General features: G+C 71.9%; 17 protein-coding genes. 7 read left to right on the forward strand and 10 right to left on the reverse strand.

Annotation, left to right across the window (positions count from 1 at the left end):
- Positions 1-207: 207 nt before the first annotated feature.
- The 4 genes from ACIA6T_RS26215 to ACIA6T_RS26230 all read right to left on the reverse strand — a co-directional run bounded on the left by ACIA6T_RS26215 (position 208) and on the right by ACIA6T_RS26230 (position 4,437).
- Positions 208-891, reverse strand: a complete 684-nt coding sequence (locus tag ACIA6T_RS26215) for an ABC transporter ATP-binding protein (RefSeq protein ID WP_399448921.1) — start codon at positions 889-891, stop codon at positions 208-210.
- Between the two features lie 78 nt (positions 892-969).
- A complete protein-coding gene (locus tag ACIA6T_RS26220; RefSeq protein WP_399448922.1) occupies positions 970-2,436 on the reverse strand; it encodes an ABC transporter permease in 1,467 nt (488 codons plus the stop codon).
- Between the two features lie 151 nt (positions 2,437-2,587).
- Positions 2,588-3,838 (reverse strand): Ig-like domain-containing protein, encoded by a 1,251-nt coding sequence (locus tag ACIA6T_RS26225; protein ID WP_399448923.1) that lies wholly within the window; start codon positions 3,836-3,838, stop codon positions 2,588-2,590.
- A 242-nt stretch (positions 3,839-4,080) separates the two neighbouring features.
- Complete coding sequence (locus ACIA6T_RS26230) at positions 4,081-4,437, reverse strand: hypothetical protein (protein ID WP_399448924.1); 357 nt, start codon at positions 4,435-4,437, stop codon at positions 4,081-4,083.
- Between the two features lie 109 nt (positions 4,438-4,546).
- On the opposite strand from ACIA6T_RS26230, the gene ACIA6T_RS26235 reads away from it, so the two are divergent.
- The gene (locus ACIA6T_RS26235) at positions 4,547-4,861 is read left to right on the forward strand and encodes an LAETG motif-containing sortase-dependent surface protein (RefSeq protein ID WP_399448925.1); all 315 of its coding nucleotides are present in this window, start codon (positions 4,547-4,549) and stop codon (positions 4,859-4,861) included.
- Between the two features lie 46 nt (positions 4,862-4,907).
- Here the strand turns inward: ACIA6T_RS26235 and hutH are convergent, their stop codons facing one another.
- The 3 genes from hutH to ACIA6T_RS26250 all read right to left on the reverse strand — a co-directional run bounded on the left by hutH (position 4,908) and on the right by ACIA6T_RS26250 (position 8,537).
- Positions 4,908-6,446: a histidine ammonia-lyase gene (gene hutH, locus ACIA6T_RS26240; protein ID WP_399448942.1), complete on the reverse strand. Its 1,539-nt coding sequence runs from the start codon at positions 6,444-6,446 to the stop codon at positions 4,908-4,910.
- 75 nt (positions 6,447-6,521) lie between these two features.
- Complete coding sequence (locus ACIA6T_RS26245; protein ID WP_399448926.1) at positions 6,522-7,670, reverse strand: diguanylate cyclase domain-containing protein; 1,149 nt, start codon at positions 7,668-7,670, stop codon at positions 6,522-6,524.
- 66 nt (positions 7,671-7,736) lie between these two features.
- Positions 7,737-8,537 (reverse strand): enoyl-CoA hydratase/isomerase family protein, encoded by an 801-nt coding sequence (locus ACIA6T_RS26250; RefSeq protein WP_399448927.1) that lies wholly within the window; start codon positions 8,535-8,537, stop codon positions 7,737-7,739.
- Between the two features lie 204 nt (positions 8,538-8,741).
- Between ACIA6T_RS26250 and ACIA6T_RS26255 the strand changes: the two genes are divergently transcribed.
- On the forward strand, positions 8,742-9,356 hold the full coding sequence (locus ACIA6T_RS26255) for a hypothetical protein (protein WP_399448928.1): 615 nt from the start codon (positions 8,742-8,744) through the stop codon (positions 9,354-9,356).
- On the opposite strand, the gene ACIA6T_RS26260 is transcribed toward ACIA6T_RS26255, so the two are convergent.
- Complete coding sequence (locus ACIA6T_RS26260) at positions 9,353-10,459, reverse strand: adenylate/guanylate cyclase domain-containing protein (RefSeq protein ID WP_399448929.1); 1,107 nt, start codon at positions 10,457-10,459, stop codon at positions 9,353-9,355. The genes ACIA6T_RS26255 and ACIA6T_RS26260 overlap by 4 nt on opposite strands.
- Before the next feature lie 136 nt (positions 10,460-10,595).
- Entirely contained in the window at positions 10,596-11,480 is an 885-nt protein-coding gene (locus ACIA6T_RS26265; protein WP_399448930.1) for a biotin--[acetyl-CoA-carboxylase] ligase, read from the reverse strand.
- A 218-nt stretch (positions 11,481-11,698) separates the two neighbouring features.
- Between ACIA6T_RS26265 and ACIA6T_RS26270 the strand changes: the two genes are divergently transcribed.
- The 4 genes from ACIA6T_RS26270 to ACIA6T_RS26285 all read left to right on the forward strand — a co-directional run bounded on the left by ACIA6T_RS26270 (position 11,699) and on the right by ACIA6T_RS26285 (position 14,423).
- Positions 11,699-13,288, forward strand: a complete 1,590-nt coding sequence (locus ACIA6T_RS26270) for an acyl-CoA carboxylase subunit beta (protein ID WP_399448931.1) — start codon at positions 11,699-11,701, stop codon at positions 13,286-13,288.
- A 9-nt stretch (positions 13,289-13,297) separates the two neighbouring features.
- Entirely contained in the window at positions 13,298-13,504 is a 207-nt protein-coding gene (locus tag ACIA6T_RS26275) for an acyl-CoA carboxylase epsilon subunit (RefSeq protein WP_399448932.1), read from the forward strand.
- Positions 13,505-13,641: 137 nt separating this feature from the next.
- On the forward strand, positions 13,642-13,770 hold the full coding sequence (mmpB, locus tag ACIA6T_RS26280) for a morphogenic membrane protein MmpB (RefSeq protein WP_258039556.1): 129 nt from the start codon (positions 13,642-13,644) through the stop codon (positions 13,768-13,770).
- 32 nt (positions 13,771-13,802) lie between these two features.
- Positions 13,803-14,423 (forward strand): Maf family protein, encoded by a 621-nt coding sequence (locus tag ACIA6T_RS26285; protein WP_399448933.1) that lies wholly within the window; start codon positions 13,803-13,805, stop codon positions 14,421-14,423.
- Here ACIA6T_RS26285 and ACIA6T_RS26290 read toward each other — a convergent pair.
- Positions 14,392-14,877, reverse strand: coding sequence for a hypothetical protein (locus tag ACIA6T_RS26290; RefSeq protein ID WP_399448934.1), 486 nt, complete (start codon positions 14,875-14,877; stop codon positions 14,392-14,394). The genes ACIA6T_RS26285 and ACIA6T_RS26290 overlap by 32 nt on opposite strands.
- 364 nt (positions 14,878-15,241) lie before the next feature.
- On the opposite strand from ACIA6T_RS26290, the gene ACIA6T_RS26295 reads away from it, so the two are divergent.
- Entirely contained in the window at positions 15,242-17,014 is a 1,773-nt protein-coding gene (locus ACIA6T_RS26295; protein WP_399448935.1) for an acetyl/propionyl/methylcrotonyl-CoA carboxylase subunit alpha, read from the forward strand.
- The last annotated feature ends 343 nt before the right edge of the window (positions 17,015-17,357 follow it).

Raw genomic sequence — 17,357 nt, forward strand, 5'->3', positions numbered from 1 at the left:
TTCCCCCTAGCGGGATCGTCGGGTGAACTCGACGTCACCCGGCCGGGGGTGGTCTCGTACGCATGCGCGCACCCCCCGGATCTCGCAGTATGCCGAGGGGTGATCAAGCGCCTCAAGGGACACCGGAAAGGGAGCGGAAGTCGCCGGGTGACTGTAACGCCACCGTCGGAACTCCGTTACACAACCGCATGGTTGACGCCCTCCCGGTCAGGCCTTCGTGTTCTCCTTCACGGTGATCCGCCCCTTGCGGATCGTCGCCAGGCGCGGGGCCGCCTTCGCGATGGCCGAGTCGTGGGTGACCATGACGAAGGTCAGCCCCAGCTCCTTCCACATGCGGATGAGCACGTCCATGATCTCGTCGCGCATCGACTCGTCGAGGTTTCCGGTGGGTTCGTCGGCGAGCAGCACCTTCGGCTCCTTCACCAGCGCCCGCGCGATGGCCACGCGCTGCTGCTGACCGCCGGACATCTCGCTGGGCAGATGGCCCAGCCGCTCGCCCAGACCGACCGACGCCAGCGCCTCGGCGGCCTTCTCCCGGCGCTCCCTGGCCTTCACGCCGAGCGGGACGAGCGCGGTCTCGACGTTCTCCTGCGCGGTGAGCGTGGGGATCAGGTTGAACGACTGGAAGACGAAGCCGATGTTCTCGCTGCGGACCCGGGTGAGCCGGGCCTCGGGCAGCTTGGCCAGGTCGGTGCCGTCGAGGACGATCTCGCCGGAGGTGGGCCGGTCGAGGCCGCCGAGCATCTGCAGCAGCGTGGACTTGCCGCCGCCGGTGGGGCCCTGGATGACGAGCCGGTCGCCGTCGGGGATGGTCAGGTCGATTCCGTCGAGGGCGTTGACGGTCTCCTTGCCGCGCGTGTAGCGCCGGGTGACGCCTCTGAGTTCGTACATGGGTCTGCTCCTGGATCGCGTACGAGGGTGGGGGCCCGTCCGCTGCGGGCGGGCCCCTGGGCTGGTGCCGGGCGGGTGCTACTCGACGCGGCGGAGCGCGTCGGCCGGCCGCAGCCGGGAGGCGCGCCAGCCGCCGAAGGCGCCGGCGACGAGACCGCCGGCCACGGCGAGGCCGACCGCGAGGGCGAGGGTGGTGAGGCTGACCGGCGCGGTGAGCGCGACGTCGAGGGTCTTGGCGGCGGTCTGCCGGCCGGGACCGCCCATGCCGCCGCCACCGCCCATGCCGCCACCGCTGCCGCTGCCGCTGCCGAGCTGGGCCTGCAGGGTGGGGCTGACGGCGGTGACGGCGTAGGCGCCCGCCAGGCCGAGCGCGATGCCGAGGGCGCCGCCGATCAGGCCCTGGACCATGGACTCGCCGACCACCTGCCGGGTCACCCGGCCGGACTTCCAGCCCAGTGCCTTGAGGGTGCCGAACTCGCGCACCCGGCGGGAGACGGCGGAGGAGGTGAGCAGGCCGGCGACGAGGAACGCGGCCACGAGCACCACGATCGACAGCCACTTGCCGACGCCCGCGGCGAGCGAGGAGGCGGTGGACAGGGAGCCGGAGACGGTGTCCGCGAGGTCGGCGGAGGTCGTGACGGTCGTACCGGAAATGTTCTTCTGGATCCCGGACTTGACGCTGTCGATCTGCTGGGAGTCGGTCGCCTGGACGTAGATCGTGGTGACCTTGTCCTTGGCGTCGGCGAGGGTCTGCGCCTGCTTCAGCGGCAGGTAGAGGTTGGCCGCGGCGTCCCCGCTGGTGGCGGTGGCGATGCCGATGATCTTGTACTTGGTGCCCTTGACGGTGACGGTGTCACCGGTCTCGAGCTCCTTCTCCTTGGCATAGGCGGAGTCGGCGACGGCGACCTCGGCATTGGTCTCGGTCGTCTTGAAGGTGCGTCCGTCGGTGATCTCGGAGGAGGTCAGCGGGCCGAGGGCGGGCTCGGTGACGTCGGTGCCGTAGACGGAGTAGCTGTTGACGTCGAAGTTGGCGCCACCGCCCTCGACCTGGCCCTCCGGGGAGGACTGGCCGCCACCGGGACCGCCGCCCTGGCCGCCCTGGCCGCTCTGGCCGTCCTGCTGGAACTGACCCCGGGTGAACTCGCCGCTCACCTTCATGACTTGGAGGCTCAGTCCGCCCACCGCGTCGGCGACGCCGTCCTGCTTGCCGACCTTGGTCACGGTGGAGCTCGCCAGGGTCTGGAAGCCCTGCACCATGACGCGGTCGCTGCTCTGTTCCTCGCCGGAGTCGTCGTCCTGGGCGTCGAACTGGAACCGGGGGCGTTCGCCGGCGGTCTCGGACTGGGCCTCCGCGGCCTTGGTGACCGTCATGTCCGTGCCGAGCCCGTACAGGGACTCCAGGACCTTCTCCTGCGCCTTGCTCATGCCGGAGGACACGGAGTTGACCACGATGACCAGCGCGATGCCGAGCGCGAGCCCGGAGGCGACGACGAGGGCCGCCTTTCTGCGGCGGCGCAGTTCGCGCCTCAGGTAGGTGAAGAACATGGCGGCAAGCTAGGGAAGGTTGGTGATGAAGCGATAAGCGCTCCATAAGAGCCCCATGAGAAGAAGACCGATGCCGCCGCCCGCTCCCCGTGAGGGGCGGACGGCGGCATCGGTCGGGTGGTGGGGTGGGGCGCCGCGTGCGCGGCCGGCGTCAGACCGCCGAGCCCGCCTTCCACTGCTCCCAGCTCATGTTCCAGCCGTTGAGGCCGTTGTCCGGGGCGATGGTCTTGTCGCCGGTGTTCTGGACGACGACCACGTCACCGATGATCGAGTTGTCGTAGAACCAGGCGCCCGGCGTGCTCGGGTCGTTCGCGCCCTTGGTGTCGGACAGGCCCACGCAGCCGTGGCTGGTGTTGGCACTGCCGAAGATGGACTTGGCGCCCCAGTAGTTGCCGTGGATGAAGGTGCCGGAGGTGCTCAGACGCATGGCGTGCGGCACGTCCTTGATGTCGTACTCGCCCTTGCCGTCGTCGTCGGTGAAGCCGACCGTCGCGCCGTTCATCCGGGTCTCCTTGAACTTCTCGGAGATCACCATCTGGCCCTCGTACGTCTTGTTGTCGGGCGAACCGGCGGAGATCGGGATGGTGCGGACGGTCTTGCCGTCCTGCGTGACCTTCATCTGCTTGGTCTCGGCGTCGACGTACGTCACCTGGTTGCGGCCGATCTTGAAGGTGACCGTCTTCTGCTGGACGCCGACGACGCCCTCGGCGCCCTCGACACCGTCGAGCGCCAGCTTCAGCGTGACGGTGGACTCCTCCTGCCAGTACTCGTCGGGCCGGCAGTCCATGCGGTTGGCGTTGAACCAGTGGCAGACGACCTCCTGGCCGCTGCTGCTGGTGACGGTGACGCCCTTCTGCACCTCGGCCTTGTTGGTGATGGCCTTGTCGAAGTTGATCGACACCGGCATGCCGACGCCGACGGTGGTGCCGTCGTCCGGGGTGAAGGTGCCGATGAAGCTGTTGTCCGGGGCGACCGTGGTGAAGGAGGCGTTCTCGTGGGCGGCGCGGCCCTCGGAGTCCTCGGCGGTGGCCGACAGCTTGTAGGTGGTGGCGCGCTCGAGCTGGCCGCTGGGCTTCCAGCTCTTCTTGTCGGCGGATATCTCACCGGCGACGGCGGTGCCGTCGGTGGTGGTCATCTTCACCTCGGTGAGCGTGCCCTTGGCCACGGTCACGGCGGCGGAGTTGTTGATGGAGGCGTTGTTCGAGCCGTCCTTCGGCGTGATCTTGATCTGCGCCTCGGAGGTCTTCTTCGCCGCCGCCTCGTCGACCTGGGCCTGTGAACCGCCCTTGTCGCTGTCGCCCGAGGCACCGTCGTCGCCGCCGGAACACGCCGAGAGCACCAGCACTCCGCCGAGCAGAGCGGACGCGGCCGCCAGACCCCTGCGCCGCTTACCGTCCGTCATCACACGCTTCTCCATCGTTGCCGAATCCCAACCCCACGAGGCCTCGCCGCGAAGCCGAGGGACCTCGTCCACAACCTTCAACGCTACGACCGTGCCCTCCCGTTCCCCACGGCCCGCGAGTGTGGGGCTCGCCACGTCCGCCGGGGCGGACGGCGAGGGTTCTCCGGTCGGCGCTCCGTCGCTTGAGACGACAGGACCCCGGCGGCGGTTGCCACCCGGGGTCACTATTTCCCCAAAACGCCTCAGCCGACCCGGTCCACCCCGTCCTCCTCGTCGTAGGGCTCGTCGTCATCGTCCTCGTCGAGGTCCCACTCCGGCGAGTCGGGGTCGTAGTCGATCTCCTCGCCGCTCCAGGAGGCCTGGAGCAGCTCCACGCCCGGCACTTCGCCGAGCAGGGCGAACGGGTCGACGAGCTGGGCGAGGGCCTCCGCGGTGTCCTCCGTCACAGCGCTCTCGGCGTGTACCCGTTCCTCGTCCGGCATCTCGCCGTCGCCCGCGATCCTGCTCAGCGCGGCCCCGGTCACCGCCTCCTCGTCCTCGATTTCGAGGACGAGTTCCACGCGAAGCCGTACAAACCGTGATGTCTCTGGGGTGCTCATGCCCGGAGCGTACGGCCCCGGGCCCCCGTGGCTTTCCTGTGACCCGCGATTTTCACTAACATCTGCCCACACGGCCAATTCGCCAGCGCCACAAGGGGATCGATATTCCGTGTCTTCCGCGCTCCGTCCGTTGCTGACCGCCACCGCCGCGGGCACCCTGCTGTGCGCCCTGTGGTTCGTCCCGTCCGCGAACGCGACCTCGAACACACCGGTGGCCGACACGGTCTCGGCGAGTCCGTCTCCGCAGGTCACACAGCAGGCGAGAGTCGTGTCGACGTCCGTCGGCGACACGGGCGAGGACGTCCGCCTCGCGGACACCGGCAGCTTCGACAGCACCCCGTACATCGCCGGCGGCACGACCTGTCTCGCCCTCGGCGCCGGTTTCGTCGTCTACTCGGTGCGCCGGGAACGCCTGGGTCCGTGACGTCCGTACCGGGACCCGGCGGAACGGCCGCCGGGTCCCGGACGGTTCAGTTCAGCGGTCCGGTGACCGTCTCCACGGCCGCGACCAGCCGCCCGTCCCGCACGAACGCGTCCGCCGCCGCGAGGTCGGGAGCGAGATAGCGGTCCGCGCCGGGCCCGCCCACGCCCGCCTCCCGTACGGCCGTGACGACCGCCCGCGTGGCCGGGGCCGGGGTCAGCCCCTCGCGCAGTTCCACGGCCCGGGTGGCGGCGTACAGCTCGACGGCGACGACCCGGGTGAGGTTGTCGACGGCCGTACGCAGTTTCCGCGCCGCCGACCAGCCCATGGAGACGTGGTCCTCCTGCATCGCGGAGGACGGGATGGAGTCCGCCGACGCCGGTACGGCGAGCCGCTTCAGCTCGCTGACCAGGGCGGCCTGCGTGTACTGGGCGATCATCAGCCCGGAGTCCACGCCGGCGTCGTCGGCGAGGAAGGGCGGCAGCCCGTGGCTGCGGTTCTTGTCCAGCAGCCGGTCGGTACGGCGCTCCGTGATGGAGGCGAGGTCGGCGACGGCGATGGCGAGGAAGTCCAGCACATAGGCGACCGGCGCCCCGTGGAAGTTGCCGTTGGACTCGACCCGTCCGTCGGGCAGCACCACCGGATTGTCGACGGCGGAGGCGAGTTCCCGCTCGGCGACCAGCCGGGCGTGCGCCAGGGTGTCCCGTCCGGCGCCGGCGACCTGCGGGGCGCAGCGCACCGAGTAGGCGTCCTGGACGCGGGGCGCGTCGTCCTGGTGATGCCCCGTCAGTCCCGAACCCTTGAGCACGGCCAGCATGTTGGCGGCACTGGCGGCCTGACCGGGGTGCGGGCGGATGGCGTGCAGCTCGGGGGCGAGCACCTTGTCGGTGCCGAGCAGCGCCTCCAGGCTCAGGGCGGCCGTGACGTCGGCGGACTTGTACAGGAGGTCCAGGTCGGCGAGGGCCATGACCAGCATGCCGAGCATGCCGTCGGTGCCGTTGAGGAGGGCGAGCCCTTCCTTCTCGCGCAGTTCGACGGGCTGGATGCCGTGCTCGGCGAGCAGTTCACCGGCCGGCCGCACGCCGCCGTCGGGGCCCTCCGCCTCCCCCTCGCCCATCAGCGCGAGGGCGCAGTGGGACAGCGGGGCGAGGTCGCCGGAGCAGCCGAGGGAGCCGTACTCGTGCACGACGGGGGTGATCCCGGCGTTCAGCACGTCGGCCATGGTCCGCGCGACCTCGGGCCGGACGCCGGTGCGTCCGGAGCAGACGGTCTTCAGCCGCAGGAACATCAGCGCCCGTACGACCTCCCGCTCCACGCGGGGCCCCATCCCCGCGGCGTGCGAGCGGACGATGTTGCGCTGCAGCCGGGCACGGAGCTCGGGGCCGATGTGCCGGGTCGCCAGGGCGCCGAAGCCGGTGCTCACCCCGTAGACGGGGTCCGGCTTGGCGGCCAGGGCGTCCACGATCCCGCGGGCCGCGGTGAGGGCGGCCACCGCCTCCGCGGACAGTTCGACGCGGGCACCGCCGCGCGCCACGGCGAGCACGTCGGACGCGGTCACGCCAGAAGTCCCCACCACCACAGTGTGCATATCCATATTCAGGAGCGTACGCAGTGAATTCAATGATGTCACCCCTGGAAACCGCCCTTGCCCCTTACCGGCGCGCTACGGCGAATGCCGCCCCCGGAACCGGCGCCGCTCCCCGTCCGCCGCCCGCGACGGCTCGTCCGCGAGCCGTACGACGGGATCGTCCGGCCCCTCCCGCCCGGCCACGACGGGATGCGCGGCACGCTCGGCCTTGGCCCGGTACTGCGCCGCGTCGGCCAGCCGGAACAGCCGCCGGGCGGAGCGCACCGGCCCGACGGGATCCGCGGTGGACGCCACCCCGCAGGCGACACCGTCCCCGATCCCCAGCTCCACGGCCCGCCGGCACACCTCGTCGGCCGCCTTGACGACCTCGTCGGCCGACGGCCCCACCACCAGCAGACAGAACTCGTCCCCGCCGAGCCGCGCCGCCAGGGCCCCCGGCAGCATGGCCCCGCACAGCGACAGCACGGTCCCGAACCGCTCCAGCAGCCGGTCCCCCACGGCATGCCCCAGCGTGTCGTTGACCCGCTTCAGCCCGTTCAGATCGCACACCACGAGGCTGACGACGGCCCCGTCGCGCCGGTGCCGCTCCACGGCCTCGTCGAGCCGCGCGTCCACGGCACGCCGGTTGGCCAGCCCGGTCAGCGAGTCCGTGTACGCCAGCCGCCGGGCCTCCTCCAGCCGCTCGGTCTGCGCGATCCCGGCGGCCACGACGGCGGCCAGCACCGTCGCGAAGTCGGCGTCGTCCCGCCCGAAGACGGGCGCACCGGCCGGCCGGGCCACATACAGTTCGCCCCAGGCCCGCCCGTGCAGCACGATCGGCGCGACCACACAGCACCCGCGCCCCCGCCGCCTGAGCGCGGCCACCCGCTGGTGGCAGTACCCGGCACGCCCCGCCGAGGGCCCCTCGGCGGTCTCCACCCACGCGTCGGGCTCACCGCCCCCCGCCCACCGCTCGTGCAGGAACTCGGTGATCTCGGCGAACTGGTACACCGGATACGACTCGTCCTCCGGGAACTCCTCCTCCCCCTCGGCCAGCTCCCCGACGTTCACCAGAACCCGCAGCCGCCCCAGCTCGCGCTCCCACACCGACAGCGCGGCGAAACTCCCGCCCAGCGCCCGGCAGGCCCCGCCGGCCGCGGCCCGCCAGGCGTCCCGCGAACCGTGCGCGGCGGCCATGTCCTGGGCCAGCGCCACCACGGCCGCCAGCCGGCTCTCCTCACCCATCCCTCCAGGTTAGGAAGATTCAGGACCAACCGGGACATCAAAGGAGCGAACGGGCCCACCGGCCCCCTACTCCCCGGGCCACTCCGGCCTGCGCTTCTCGTTGAAGGCGGCGACCCCCTCCGCCCGGTCCCCCGAGAACGCCACCGACCGCCAGGCGGCGTCCTCGACCTCCAGCCCGGCGGACAGATCCAGCCCGTGCCCGAGCCGCAGCGCCCGCTTGGCCGCCCGCAGCCCCACCGGCGAGTTCCCGGCGATCCGGGACGCCAGGGCGAGCGCCTCCTCCCGGTCCCGGCCCTCCTCCACCAGCTCGTCGACCAGCCCCAGCTCCCGGGCCTCGGCGGCCTCCACCCGGCGCGCCGTGAAGATCAGCTCGGCGGCCCTGGCCGCCCCCACCCGCCGGGGCAGCAACTGCGTACCGCCTCCGCCCGGAATCACCCCGACCGACACCTCGGGCAGCCCCACGACCGCCGTACGGTCGGCGACGATCACGTCGCACGACAGGGCCAGCTCGAACCCGCCGCCGAGCGCGAACCCGTGCACCGCCGCCACCGTCGGCACGGGCAGTTCGAGCACCCCGGTGTACGCCCCGCGCGCCACGGGCCGCTGACGCACCAGATCGGCGTCACTGAAGGAATTGCGCTCCTTCAGATCGGCCCCCACACAGAACGCCCGCTCGTGCGAGGAGCTCAGCACCACCACCCGTACGCTCCGGTCCTCCCCCAGTGCCGCGCAGGCACCGGCGAGGGAGCGGGCCATCCCGGTCGACACGGCGTTCATGGCCCCCGGCCGGTCGAGGACGAGCTCCGCGACATGCCCCCGCCCATGCCGGCGCACCAGCACGAACTCCCCGAACCGTTCCTCACTCATCGACATCCTCCGGTTAACGCGGGTTAACTTTCGCTCGTCCCGATCATCGCAGCCCACGCCCACCGGGGAAAAGGGCGCACGCCCGGTTCCCTTGTCACCCCCCGACCACCCGTTCGAGTGACATCGCTCCGACTGCGGCCCGCCCCCGCACGGGAGTGCATAGCGTGCGCACACCGCGGCGCGCACGCAGGGGAGGGGACCGCGATGACACCGACCACGCCGGCCGGAGAACCACCGGCAGGCACCTCCCGCCTCCGGGGCCGCCACCGCAAGCCCCGCCCCCGCAAGGCCCTGCTGGCCGCGGGAAGCCTGGCCGTGGCCGCGAGCGCCGTGACCCTGGTCGGCCTGGCCACCACCCAGGACGGCGGCACGGACATCGGCACGGAGGCGGGCCCCCGCCCCGCCCCTCACACCGGCATCGGCACGGAGGCAAGCCCCCGGCCCGTCCCCCACACGGACGCCGGCACGCCCACCGGTTCCCCGACCGCACCCGGGGCCTTCGCCCCCGTCCCCGAGGCGAGCCCCTCCTCCCCCACGGTCCTGGGCGGCAAGAACCCGGCCCCGCTCACAGCACCCGAGCGATCGTCCCGGGCCCGGACACCCGTCCCGGACACGACGACCTCCCCCGCCACACCCGCCACCACGCGCCCGACGACCCGCCGGCCGCACCCACCCACGTCCCGGCAGCCCCCACGCGACACTCCGGGACCGGCCCCGCACGACCCGGCGCCACCACAGCCGGACGATCCCGCCCCGAGCCCCCGTCCCGGCCTGTGCGTACCGGTCATCGGGATCTGTGTGGGCGGCGGCCCGGGTTAAGGGGCGGTGGAAGCCCCGTTCCGGCGCGTGAGCAGCCAGGGCTCCACCACGCCCAGACCACGCACGGGCCGCTGCCACATCGGCTGGAGCGCGAACCGGTAGCTCGGCGGCTCCTCGCCCTCCTTCTCCGCCGCGGCCACCGCCTCGGCCGCCGCCGCCTCGGAGGCGGGCGCGTCACCGGTACGGATCAGCTCCTCGGCGAAGGCGCTGTCGACGAGCACGGCGTCGCGCGGCGCTATGGACGTGAGCCGGGAGGCCAGGTTCACGGTCGTACCGAACACATCACCCATCCGGGTGGTCACCGTGCCGAACGCCATGCCGACCCGAAGCTCCGGCATGGTCTCGTCGTTCGCCATGGTCTCGATCAGCCGCATCGCGATGTCCGCGGCCGTACCGGCGTCGTCGGCGGCGTAGAGCACCTCGTCGCCCAGCGTCTTGATGAGCCGCCCGCCGCGCGCGGCGACCAGGTCGGCGGCGGTGGTCTCGAAGGCCTCGACGAGCTCCCCGAGCTCCTCCTCCTCCATCCGCCGGGTCAGCCGCGTGAACCCCACGAGGTCCGCGAAGGCGACGGCGAGCCGCCGGTCGACCATCTCCTCGTCGTCGGCGCCCTGCACGACCCGCCCGGCCGACGCGGCGAGCTGCCGCCGCCAGACGTAGACGAGGAACTCCTCCAGCTCGGGCAGGAGCAGCTCGACGATCGGATACGTCACCTCGGTACGGGTCATGCCCGGCTCGGGCGGCTCGGTCAGCCCCTCCAGGAAGGAGTCGATCTGCCACTCGGCCAGCCGGGCGGTGGTCTGCCCGGTGGACCGCGCCACCTGTACCGCCATGGCCTCGCTCAGCAGGCCCGCCTCCACCAGACCGGCGAGCCGGCGCAGGGCGAGTACGTCCGCCTCGGTGAGGGCCTTGGCCTGGCCCACGTCGGCGAAACCCATCGCCCGCCAGAAGCGGGTGGCCAGCTCCATGGTGACGCCGGCGCTGCGGGCCGCCTGAAACGGTGTGTAACGGCGCTCGGCGCCCAGGATGAGATGTTCGAGGCGCAGGGCAAGCGGATCCTCGCCGGCGCCCTGCGCGTCCGTGGAACCCGAGTCGTCGACGGTCACGCGTGCCCTTCCGATCTGCCATGGCCAGGTGTCGACCGGGCTCAACTCTACGGCAGGTGTGCGCCAGCTCACTCCGTTCGGTTGGGCCGTGGGGTGAGGCCGTGGGGCCGCGGCAGCCCCCGCCGAAGCCGTGGCTTCACCTCGCGCGCACGTGGATGATGTCGCCCGCGCCCACCGGCTCCTGCACGCCCTCCCCCGTGGCCAGCACCAGCCGCCCGTCGCCGTCCACCGCGACCGCCTCCCCCACCAGTTCCCGGTCCCCCGGCAGCTCCGCCCGCACCACCCGCCCCAGCGTCGCGCACCCCGCCGCGTACGTCTCCTGCAGGCCGCTCGCCCCCGGGTCGCCCCCCACCGCCCGCCACCGCCCGTACCAGTCCTCCAGCGACCGCAGCACCCCCCGCAGCAACGGATCCCGATCCGTGCTCACCGCCCCCGCCAACGCCAGCGACCCCGCGGTCGGCACCGGCAGCTCGTCGTCCCGAAGGCTCACATTGATCCCGACGCCGATCACCACCCCGTCGTCACCGGCCCGCTCCGCCAGGATCCCCCCGGCTTTGCGCTCCTCTCCCCCCACCGTGACCAGCAGATCGTTGGGCCACTTCAACGCCGTGTCGACGCCCGCGGCCCGCGACAGCCCGGTCGCCACCGCCACACCCGTGAGCAGCGGCAGCCACCCCCACCGCGCCACCGGCACCTCGGCGGGCCGCAACAGCACGGAGAAGAACAAACCCGACCGGGCCGGCGCGGTCCACCGCCGGTCGAGACGCCCCCGCGCGGCGGTCTGCTCCTCGGCGACCAGGACGGCACCTTCCTCCAGCCCGCCCGCGTCGGCACGGGCCACGAGGTCGGAGTTGGTGGACCCGGTGCGCTGCACCACGTCCACCTGCGTCCACAGTCCGCCCGCGCGCACCAGCCCTCGCCGCAGACCGACAGCGTTCAACGGCGGGCGGCCGAGGTCGGACCAGCGTCCCGGACCCGGCTCACTGTGCCCGTCGGACGTACCTTCAGCATGGGGTGTCATGCGACCCACACTAGGTTCGGCACCCTCCGCCCCGCACAGGGGACGGATCCCGGCTCCGAGGGCCGAGGCTCACGGTCGGCTCTTCGAGGATCTCCTTACCCTCGTCTGTGAAGGGGAAAGCGGTGTGGGAAACACCGCACTGCCGATCGGAAGGCCCCCCACTACGCTACGGATGAGTAACCGTCCCCCCTTTTGAGCAGGCAGGGAGCCGCATCCCGATGTCCGAGCCGGAAGAGCAGCAGCCTGACATTCACACGACCGCGGGCAAGCTCGCGGACCTGAGGCGTCGTATCGAAGAGGCGACGCACGCCGGCTCCGCACGCGCCGTCGAAAAGCAGCACGCCAAGGGCAAGCTGACGGCTCGTGAGCGGATCGACCTCCTGCTCGACGAGGGGTCCTTCGTCGAGCTGGACGAGTTCGCCCGGCACCGCTCCACCAACTTCGGCCTCGACGCCAACCGCCCCTACGGCGACGGCGTCGTCACCGGCTACGGCACCGTCGACGGCCGCCCGGTCGCCGTCTTCTCCCAGGACTTCACCATCTTCGGCGGCGCCCTCGGCGAGACGTACGGGCAGAAGATCTGCAAGGTCATGGACTTCGCGCTGAAGACCGGCTGCCCGGTCATCGGCATCAACGACTCCGGCGGCGCCCGCATCCAGGAGGGCGTGGCCTCCCTCGGCGCGTACGGCGAGATCTTCCGCCGCAACACCCACGCCTCCGGCGTGATCCCGCAGATCAGCCTGGTCGTCGGCCCGTGCGCGGGCGGCGCGGTGTACTCCCCCGCGATCACCGACTTCACGGTCATGGTCGACCAGACGTCCCACATGTTCATCACCGGCCCGGACGTCATCAAGACGGTCACCGGCGAGGACGTCGGCTTCGAGGAACTCGGCGGCGCCCGCACCCACAACACCGCGTCCGGCGTCGCGCACCACATGGCCGGTGACGAGAAGGACGCGATCGAGTACGTCAAGCAGCTGCTGTCGTACCTGCCGTCGAACAACCTCTCCGAGCCCCCGGCGTTCCCGGAGGAGGCGGACCTGACGGTCACCGACGAGGACCGCGAGCTGGACACGCTCGTCCCGGACTCGGCGAACCAGCCCTACGACATGCACACCGTCATCGAGCACGTCCTCGACGACGCCGAGTTCTTCGAGACGCAGCCGCTGTTCGCGCCGAACATCCTCACCGGCTACGGCCGCGTGGAGGGCCACCCCGTCGGCATCGTCGCCAACCAGCCGATGCAGTTCGCCGGCTGCCTGGACATCACCGCCTCCGAGAAGGCGGCCCGCTTCGTGCGCACCTGCGACGCCTTCAACATCCCGGTGCTCACCTTCGTCGACGTCCCCGGCTTCCTGCCCGGCGTGGACCAGGAGCACGACGGCATCATCCGCCGCGGCGCCAAACTGATCTTCGCCTACGCCGAGGCCACCGTCCCCCTGATCACGGTGATCACCCGCAAGGCGTTCGGCGGCGCCTACGACGTCATGGGCTCCAAGCACCTCGGCGCCGACCTCAACCTCGCCTGGCCCACCGCGCAGATCGCCGTGATGGGCGCACAGGGAGCGGTCAACATCCTGCACCGCCGCACCATCGCCGAGTCGGAGGACCCGGAGGAGACCCGCGCGAGGCTGATGCGGGAGTACGAGGACGCCCTCCTCAACCCCTACGTCGCGGCCGAGCGCGGCTACGTCGACGCGGTGGTCATGCCGTCCGACACCCGCCGCCACATCGTCCGGGGCCTGCGTCAGCTGCGTACGAAGCGGGAATCCCTGCCCCCGAAGAAGCACGGCAACATCCCCCTCTAAGGAGCCGACGTGATCAAGGTCGTACGGGGCAACCCCACCCCGGAGGAGCTGGCCGCCGCACTGGCGGTGGTCCGGGCGCGCGCCGCGGCGGCGTCAGCCGTACCGCCCGGCGCGCCCACCCCCCGCGACTCCTGGTCCGACCCGTCCCGGATCGCGGCCCACGGCGTTCCGCGCCCGGGCCCGGCATCGTGGACGCGCACGTATTGGCCGAGCTGAGCCGCAGCCGACCTCAGGGGCGCGAGGCCGTGCCCCTGTGCGGCTCCGCCGCGCGGGCGCACGGTGGAACGACGAGGGGCGCCGATTTGAGTACGCCTACTCAGGCGCCCCGCCCTGCCGGGCCGCACGCTGGTGGCATGCTGTGGTCCGACCCGGAGAACGAACCCCCCGAAGAACTGCGCGACATGCAGAGCATGCTGCGGAGGCTGAGCGTTCTCCTGGCCATGGCCATGGTGCTGGCGATGCTCGTGATCGGCGTGCGGTGATGCGGCCCGGCCCGGATGACTAACCTGAGGGCATGACTGCTCAGCACCGCAGGCGACTCGTGCTCGCTTCCCAGTCCCCCGCCCGGCTCGGGCTGCTCCGTCAGGCCGGGCTGGATCCCGAGGTGATCGTCAGCGGGGTCGACGAGGACGCCGTCACCGCCCCCACCCCCGCCGAGCTGGCGCTCGCCCTGGCCGAGGCCAAGGCGTCCGTCGTCGCCGCGAAGCCCGACGTCAAGGGCGCGCTGGTGATCGGGTGCGACTCGGTCCTGGAACTGGACGGTCAGGCCCTCGGCAAGCCCGCGGACGCCGAGGAGGCCACCGCGCGCTGGAAGGACATGCGGGGACGCGCGGGGACGCTGCAGACCGGCCACTGCGTGTACGACACCGTCAGCGGCCGTTACGTCTCCGCCACCGCCTCCACCGTGGTCCGCTTCGGCGATCCCACCGACGAGGAGATCGCCGCCTACGTGGCCTCCGGCGAACCGCTCCACGTCGCCGGGGCGTTCACCCTGGACGGCCGCTCGGCCCCGTTCATCGACGGCATCGACGGCGACCACGGCAACGTCATCGGCATCAGCCTGCCCCTGGTCCGGCGCCTCCTCTCCGACCTGGGCGTCGGCATCACGGAGCTGTGGGCGCCGCGGGAGGCGTGACCGGCGAGCCGTCACCGCCGGCGCCGCTCCCGGGAGCGGCGCCGGACCCGGCCGGCTGCTCCGGACGGCCGTCGTACGTCATCAGCAGCAGCACGATGAGCGCGAGCACGAGCACCATGTAGAGGAACGCGGGCGGGCCGACCAGCCCCCATGTGACCGCGCCCAGCAGCGCGTGCACCACCGCCGCGCTGATCAGCAGTACCCGGCCGAGCCCGGCGGGCGCCCGGTCGCGCAGGGCGACCAGCAGGGCCACCAGGCCGCACAGCGCGAAGTAGAACCCGAAGACGATTCCGCCGATCTTCGAGGACGTCGACATCATGTCCGGGTCGAGACCGGCCAGCGACATGTCCTGCCGGTCGACGACGACGCCCAGGAACCAGTTCAGCGCCGCTGTGCCGAGCGCCTCCGCGAACAGTACGAGCGCCACGACCCATGCCACCGGTCTGCGCACCACCGGCCCCCACCCACTTTCGAGCACGCTTGCGGTTACCCCGAGTATGTTCGGGCCGACGCGCAGGCTACTAACGAGTAAACCTCGGTACAAGGGTTCTGTGGAAGGCAAAGAATCATTGGGCCATTCGTAGGGACTCCACAAAGAAACGGAGTGGGCCGCAGCACGCTCTCACAGAGACCTTGACCACACAGGACGGCTAGGGTTTCCGGGAGGAGTCCTGCGCACCGAGGTGCGACAAGGGCTTTCGCGGGTCGAGCGAGCCTCGTATCACGCTCCGTGTGGGCAAGCTCACCAGTGGGGACGGGTCGAAGTGCCGTGTCGGCAGTCCCTAAACTCGGCTTGTTTCAAGGAGGGAGCCTCAATCGTGCGCAAGGTGCTCATCGCCAACCGTGGCGAAATCGCTGTCCGCGTTGCCCGGGCCTGCCGGGATGCCGGAATCGCGAGCGTTGCCGTCTATGCCGACCCGGACCGGGACGCTCTGCATGTCCGCGCCGCGGATGAGGCGTTCGCCCTGGGCGGTGACACTCCGGCCACCAGTTACCTCGACATCGACAAGGTGCTGAGGGCCGCGAAGGAGTCGGGCGCGGACGCCATCCATCCGGGCTACGGCTTCCTCTCCGAGAACGCGGAGTTCGCCCAGGCCGTGCTGGACGCGGACCTGATCTGGATCGGGCCGCCGCCGCAGGCCATCCGTGACCTCGGCGACAAGGTCGCCGCCCGGCACATCGCGCAGCGCGCGGGCGCCCCGCTGGTGGCGGGCACGCCCGATCCGGTGAGCGGCGCGGAGGAGGTCGTGGCCTTCGCGGAGGAGCACGGGCTGCCGATCGCCATCAAGGCCGCCTTCGGTGGTGGCGGGCGCGGTCTGAAGGTGGCGCGGACGCTGGAGGAGGTGCCGGAGCTGTACGACTCCGCGGTGCGCGAGGCGGTCGCCGCCTTCGGCCGCGGCGAGTGCTTCGTCGAGCGCTACCTGGACAAGCCCCGCCACGTGGAGACGCAGTGCCTGGCCGACCGGCACGGCAACGTGGTCGTGGTCTCCACCCGTGACTGCTCGCTGCAGCGGCGGCACCAGAAGCTGGTCGAGGAGGCGCCGGCGCCGTTCCTGTCGGACGCCCAGATGGAGGAGCTGTACTCCTCCTCCAAGGCGATCCTGAAGGAGGCCGGCTACGTCGGCGCGGGCACGGTGGAGTTCCTCGTCGGCCTGGACGGCACGATCTCCTTCCTGGAGGTCAACACGCGCCTGCAGGTGGAGCACCCGGTGACCGAGGAGGTCGCCGGCATCGACCTGGTGCGGGAGATGTTCCGCATCGCGGACGGTGAGGAGCTGGGGTACGGCGATCCGGTGCTGCGGGGTCACTCGTTCGAGTTCCGGATCAACGGCGAGGACCCGGGACGGAACTTCCTGCCGGCGCCCGGTACCGTCACCCGTTTCGACGCGCCGTCGGGGCCGGGTGTGCGGCTGGACGCGGGCGTGGAGTCCGGGTCGGTCATCGGCCCGGCGTGGGACTCCCTGCTGGCGAAGCTGATCGTCACCGGGCGCACCCGCAAGGAGGCGCTGGAGCGGGCCTCCCGTGCGCTGGCGGAGTTCCAGGTCGAGGGCATGGCCACGGCCATCCCGTTCCACCGCGCGGTGGTGAAGGACCCGGCGTTCGCGCCCGAGCTCACCGGTTCGGCCGAACCGTTCACGGTGCACACGCGGTGGATCGAGACGGAGTTCGTCAACGAGATCAAGCCGTTCGCCGCCGCGGTCGACGCGGGGGCGGAGGAAGAGGTGGACCGCGAGACGGTCGTCGTCGAGGTCGGCGGCAAGCGTCTGGAGGTCTCGCTCCCGGCCTCGCTGGGCATGTCCCTGGCCCGCACCGGGCTGGCGGCCGGCGCGAAGCCGAAGCGGCGGGCGGCGAAGAAGTCGGGCCCGGTGGCCTCGGGCGACACCCTCGCCTCCCCGATGCAGGGCACGATCGTCAAGCTCGCCGTGGAGGAGGGGCAGGAGGTCAAGGAGGGCGACCTGGTCGTCGTCCTGGAGGCCATGAAGATGGAGCAGCCCATCAACGCCCACCGGTCCGGCACGATCAAGGGCCTGAGCGCGGAGGTCGGTGCCTCCATCACCTCCGGTGCGGCGATCTGCGAGATCAAGGACTGACACGCCTGACGCCTGCGGCGCCGCTGTTCGCCCCCGGTGGGGGCGCGGGTCTTGTGCCTGCGGCGCCGCGTTCGGCCCGGTGGGGGCGCGGGTCTTGTGCCTGCGGCGCCGCGTTCGGCCCGGTGGGGGCGCGGGTCTTGTGCCTGCGGCGCCGCGTTCGGTCCGGTGGGGGCGCGGGTCTTGTGCCTGCGGCGCCGCGTTCGGTCCGGTGGGGGCGCGGGTCTTGTGCCTGCGGCGCCGCGTTCGGTCCGGTGGGGGCGCGGGTCTTGTGCCTGCGGCGCCGCGTTCGGTCCGGTGGGGGCGCGGGTCTTGTGCCTGCGGCGCCGCGTTCGGTCCGGTGGGG

This window comes from Streptomyces sp. NPDC051740, from assembly GCF_044453165.1.
Taxonomy (GTDB): domain Bacteria; phylum Actinomycetota; class Actinomycetes; order Streptomycetales; family Streptomycetaceae; genus Streptomyces; species Streptomyces atrovirens.

Excerpts from the sequence above, each read along its gene's own strand:
- mmpB (WP_258039556.1), top strand. The coding sequence starts at position 13,642 with ATGCTGTGGTCCGACCCGGAGAACGAACCCCCCGAAGAACTGCGCGAC.
- ACIA6T_RS26220 (WP_399448922.1), bottom strand. The coding sequence starts at position 2,436 with ATGTTCTTCACCTACCTGAGGCGCGAACTGCGCCGCCGCAGAAAGGCG.
- ACIA6T_RS26285 (WP_399448933.1), top strand. The coding sequence starts at position 13,803 with ATGACTGCTCAGCACCGCAGGCGACTCGTGCTCGCTTCCCAGTCCCCC.
- ACIA6T_RS26230 (WP_399448924.1), bottom strand. The coding sequence starts at position 4,437 with ATGAGCACCCCAGAGACATCACGGTTTGTACGGCTTCGCGTGGAACTC.
- ACIA6T_RS26225 (WP_399448923.1), bottom strand. The coding sequence starts at position 3,838 with ATGACGGACGGTAAGCGGCGCAGGGGTCTGGCGGCCGCGTCCGCTCTG.
- ACIA6T_RS26245 (WP_399448926.1), bottom strand. The coding sequence starts at position 7,670 with ATGGGTGAGGAGAGCCGGCTGGCGGCCGTGGTGGCGCTGGCCCAGGAC.
- ACIA6T_RS26265 (WP_399448930.1), bottom strand. The coding sequence starts at position 11,480 with ATGACACCCCATGCTGAAGGTACGTCCGACGGGCACAGTGAGCCGGGT.
- ACIA6T_RS26255 (WP_399448928.1), top strand. The coding sequence starts at position 8,742 with ATGACACCGACCACGCCGGCCGGAGAACCACCGGCAGGCACCTCCCGC.
- ACIA6T_RS26215 (WP_399448921.1), bottom strand. The coding sequence starts at position 891 with ATGTACGAACTCAGAGGCGTCACCCGGCGCTACACGCGCGGCAAGGAG.
- ACIA6T_RS26270 (WP_399448931.1), top strand. The coding sequence starts at position 11,699 with ATGTCCGAGCCGGAAGAGCAGCAGCCTGACATTCACACGACCGCGGGC.
- hutH (WP_399448942.1), bottom strand. The coding sequence starts at position 6,446 with ATGCACACTGTGGTGGTGGGGACTTCTGGCGTGACCGCGTCCGACGTG.
- ACIA6T_RS26250 (WP_399448927.1), bottom strand. The coding sequence starts at position 8,537 with ATGAGTGAGGAACGGTTCGGGGAGTTCGTGCTGGTGCGCCGGCATGGG.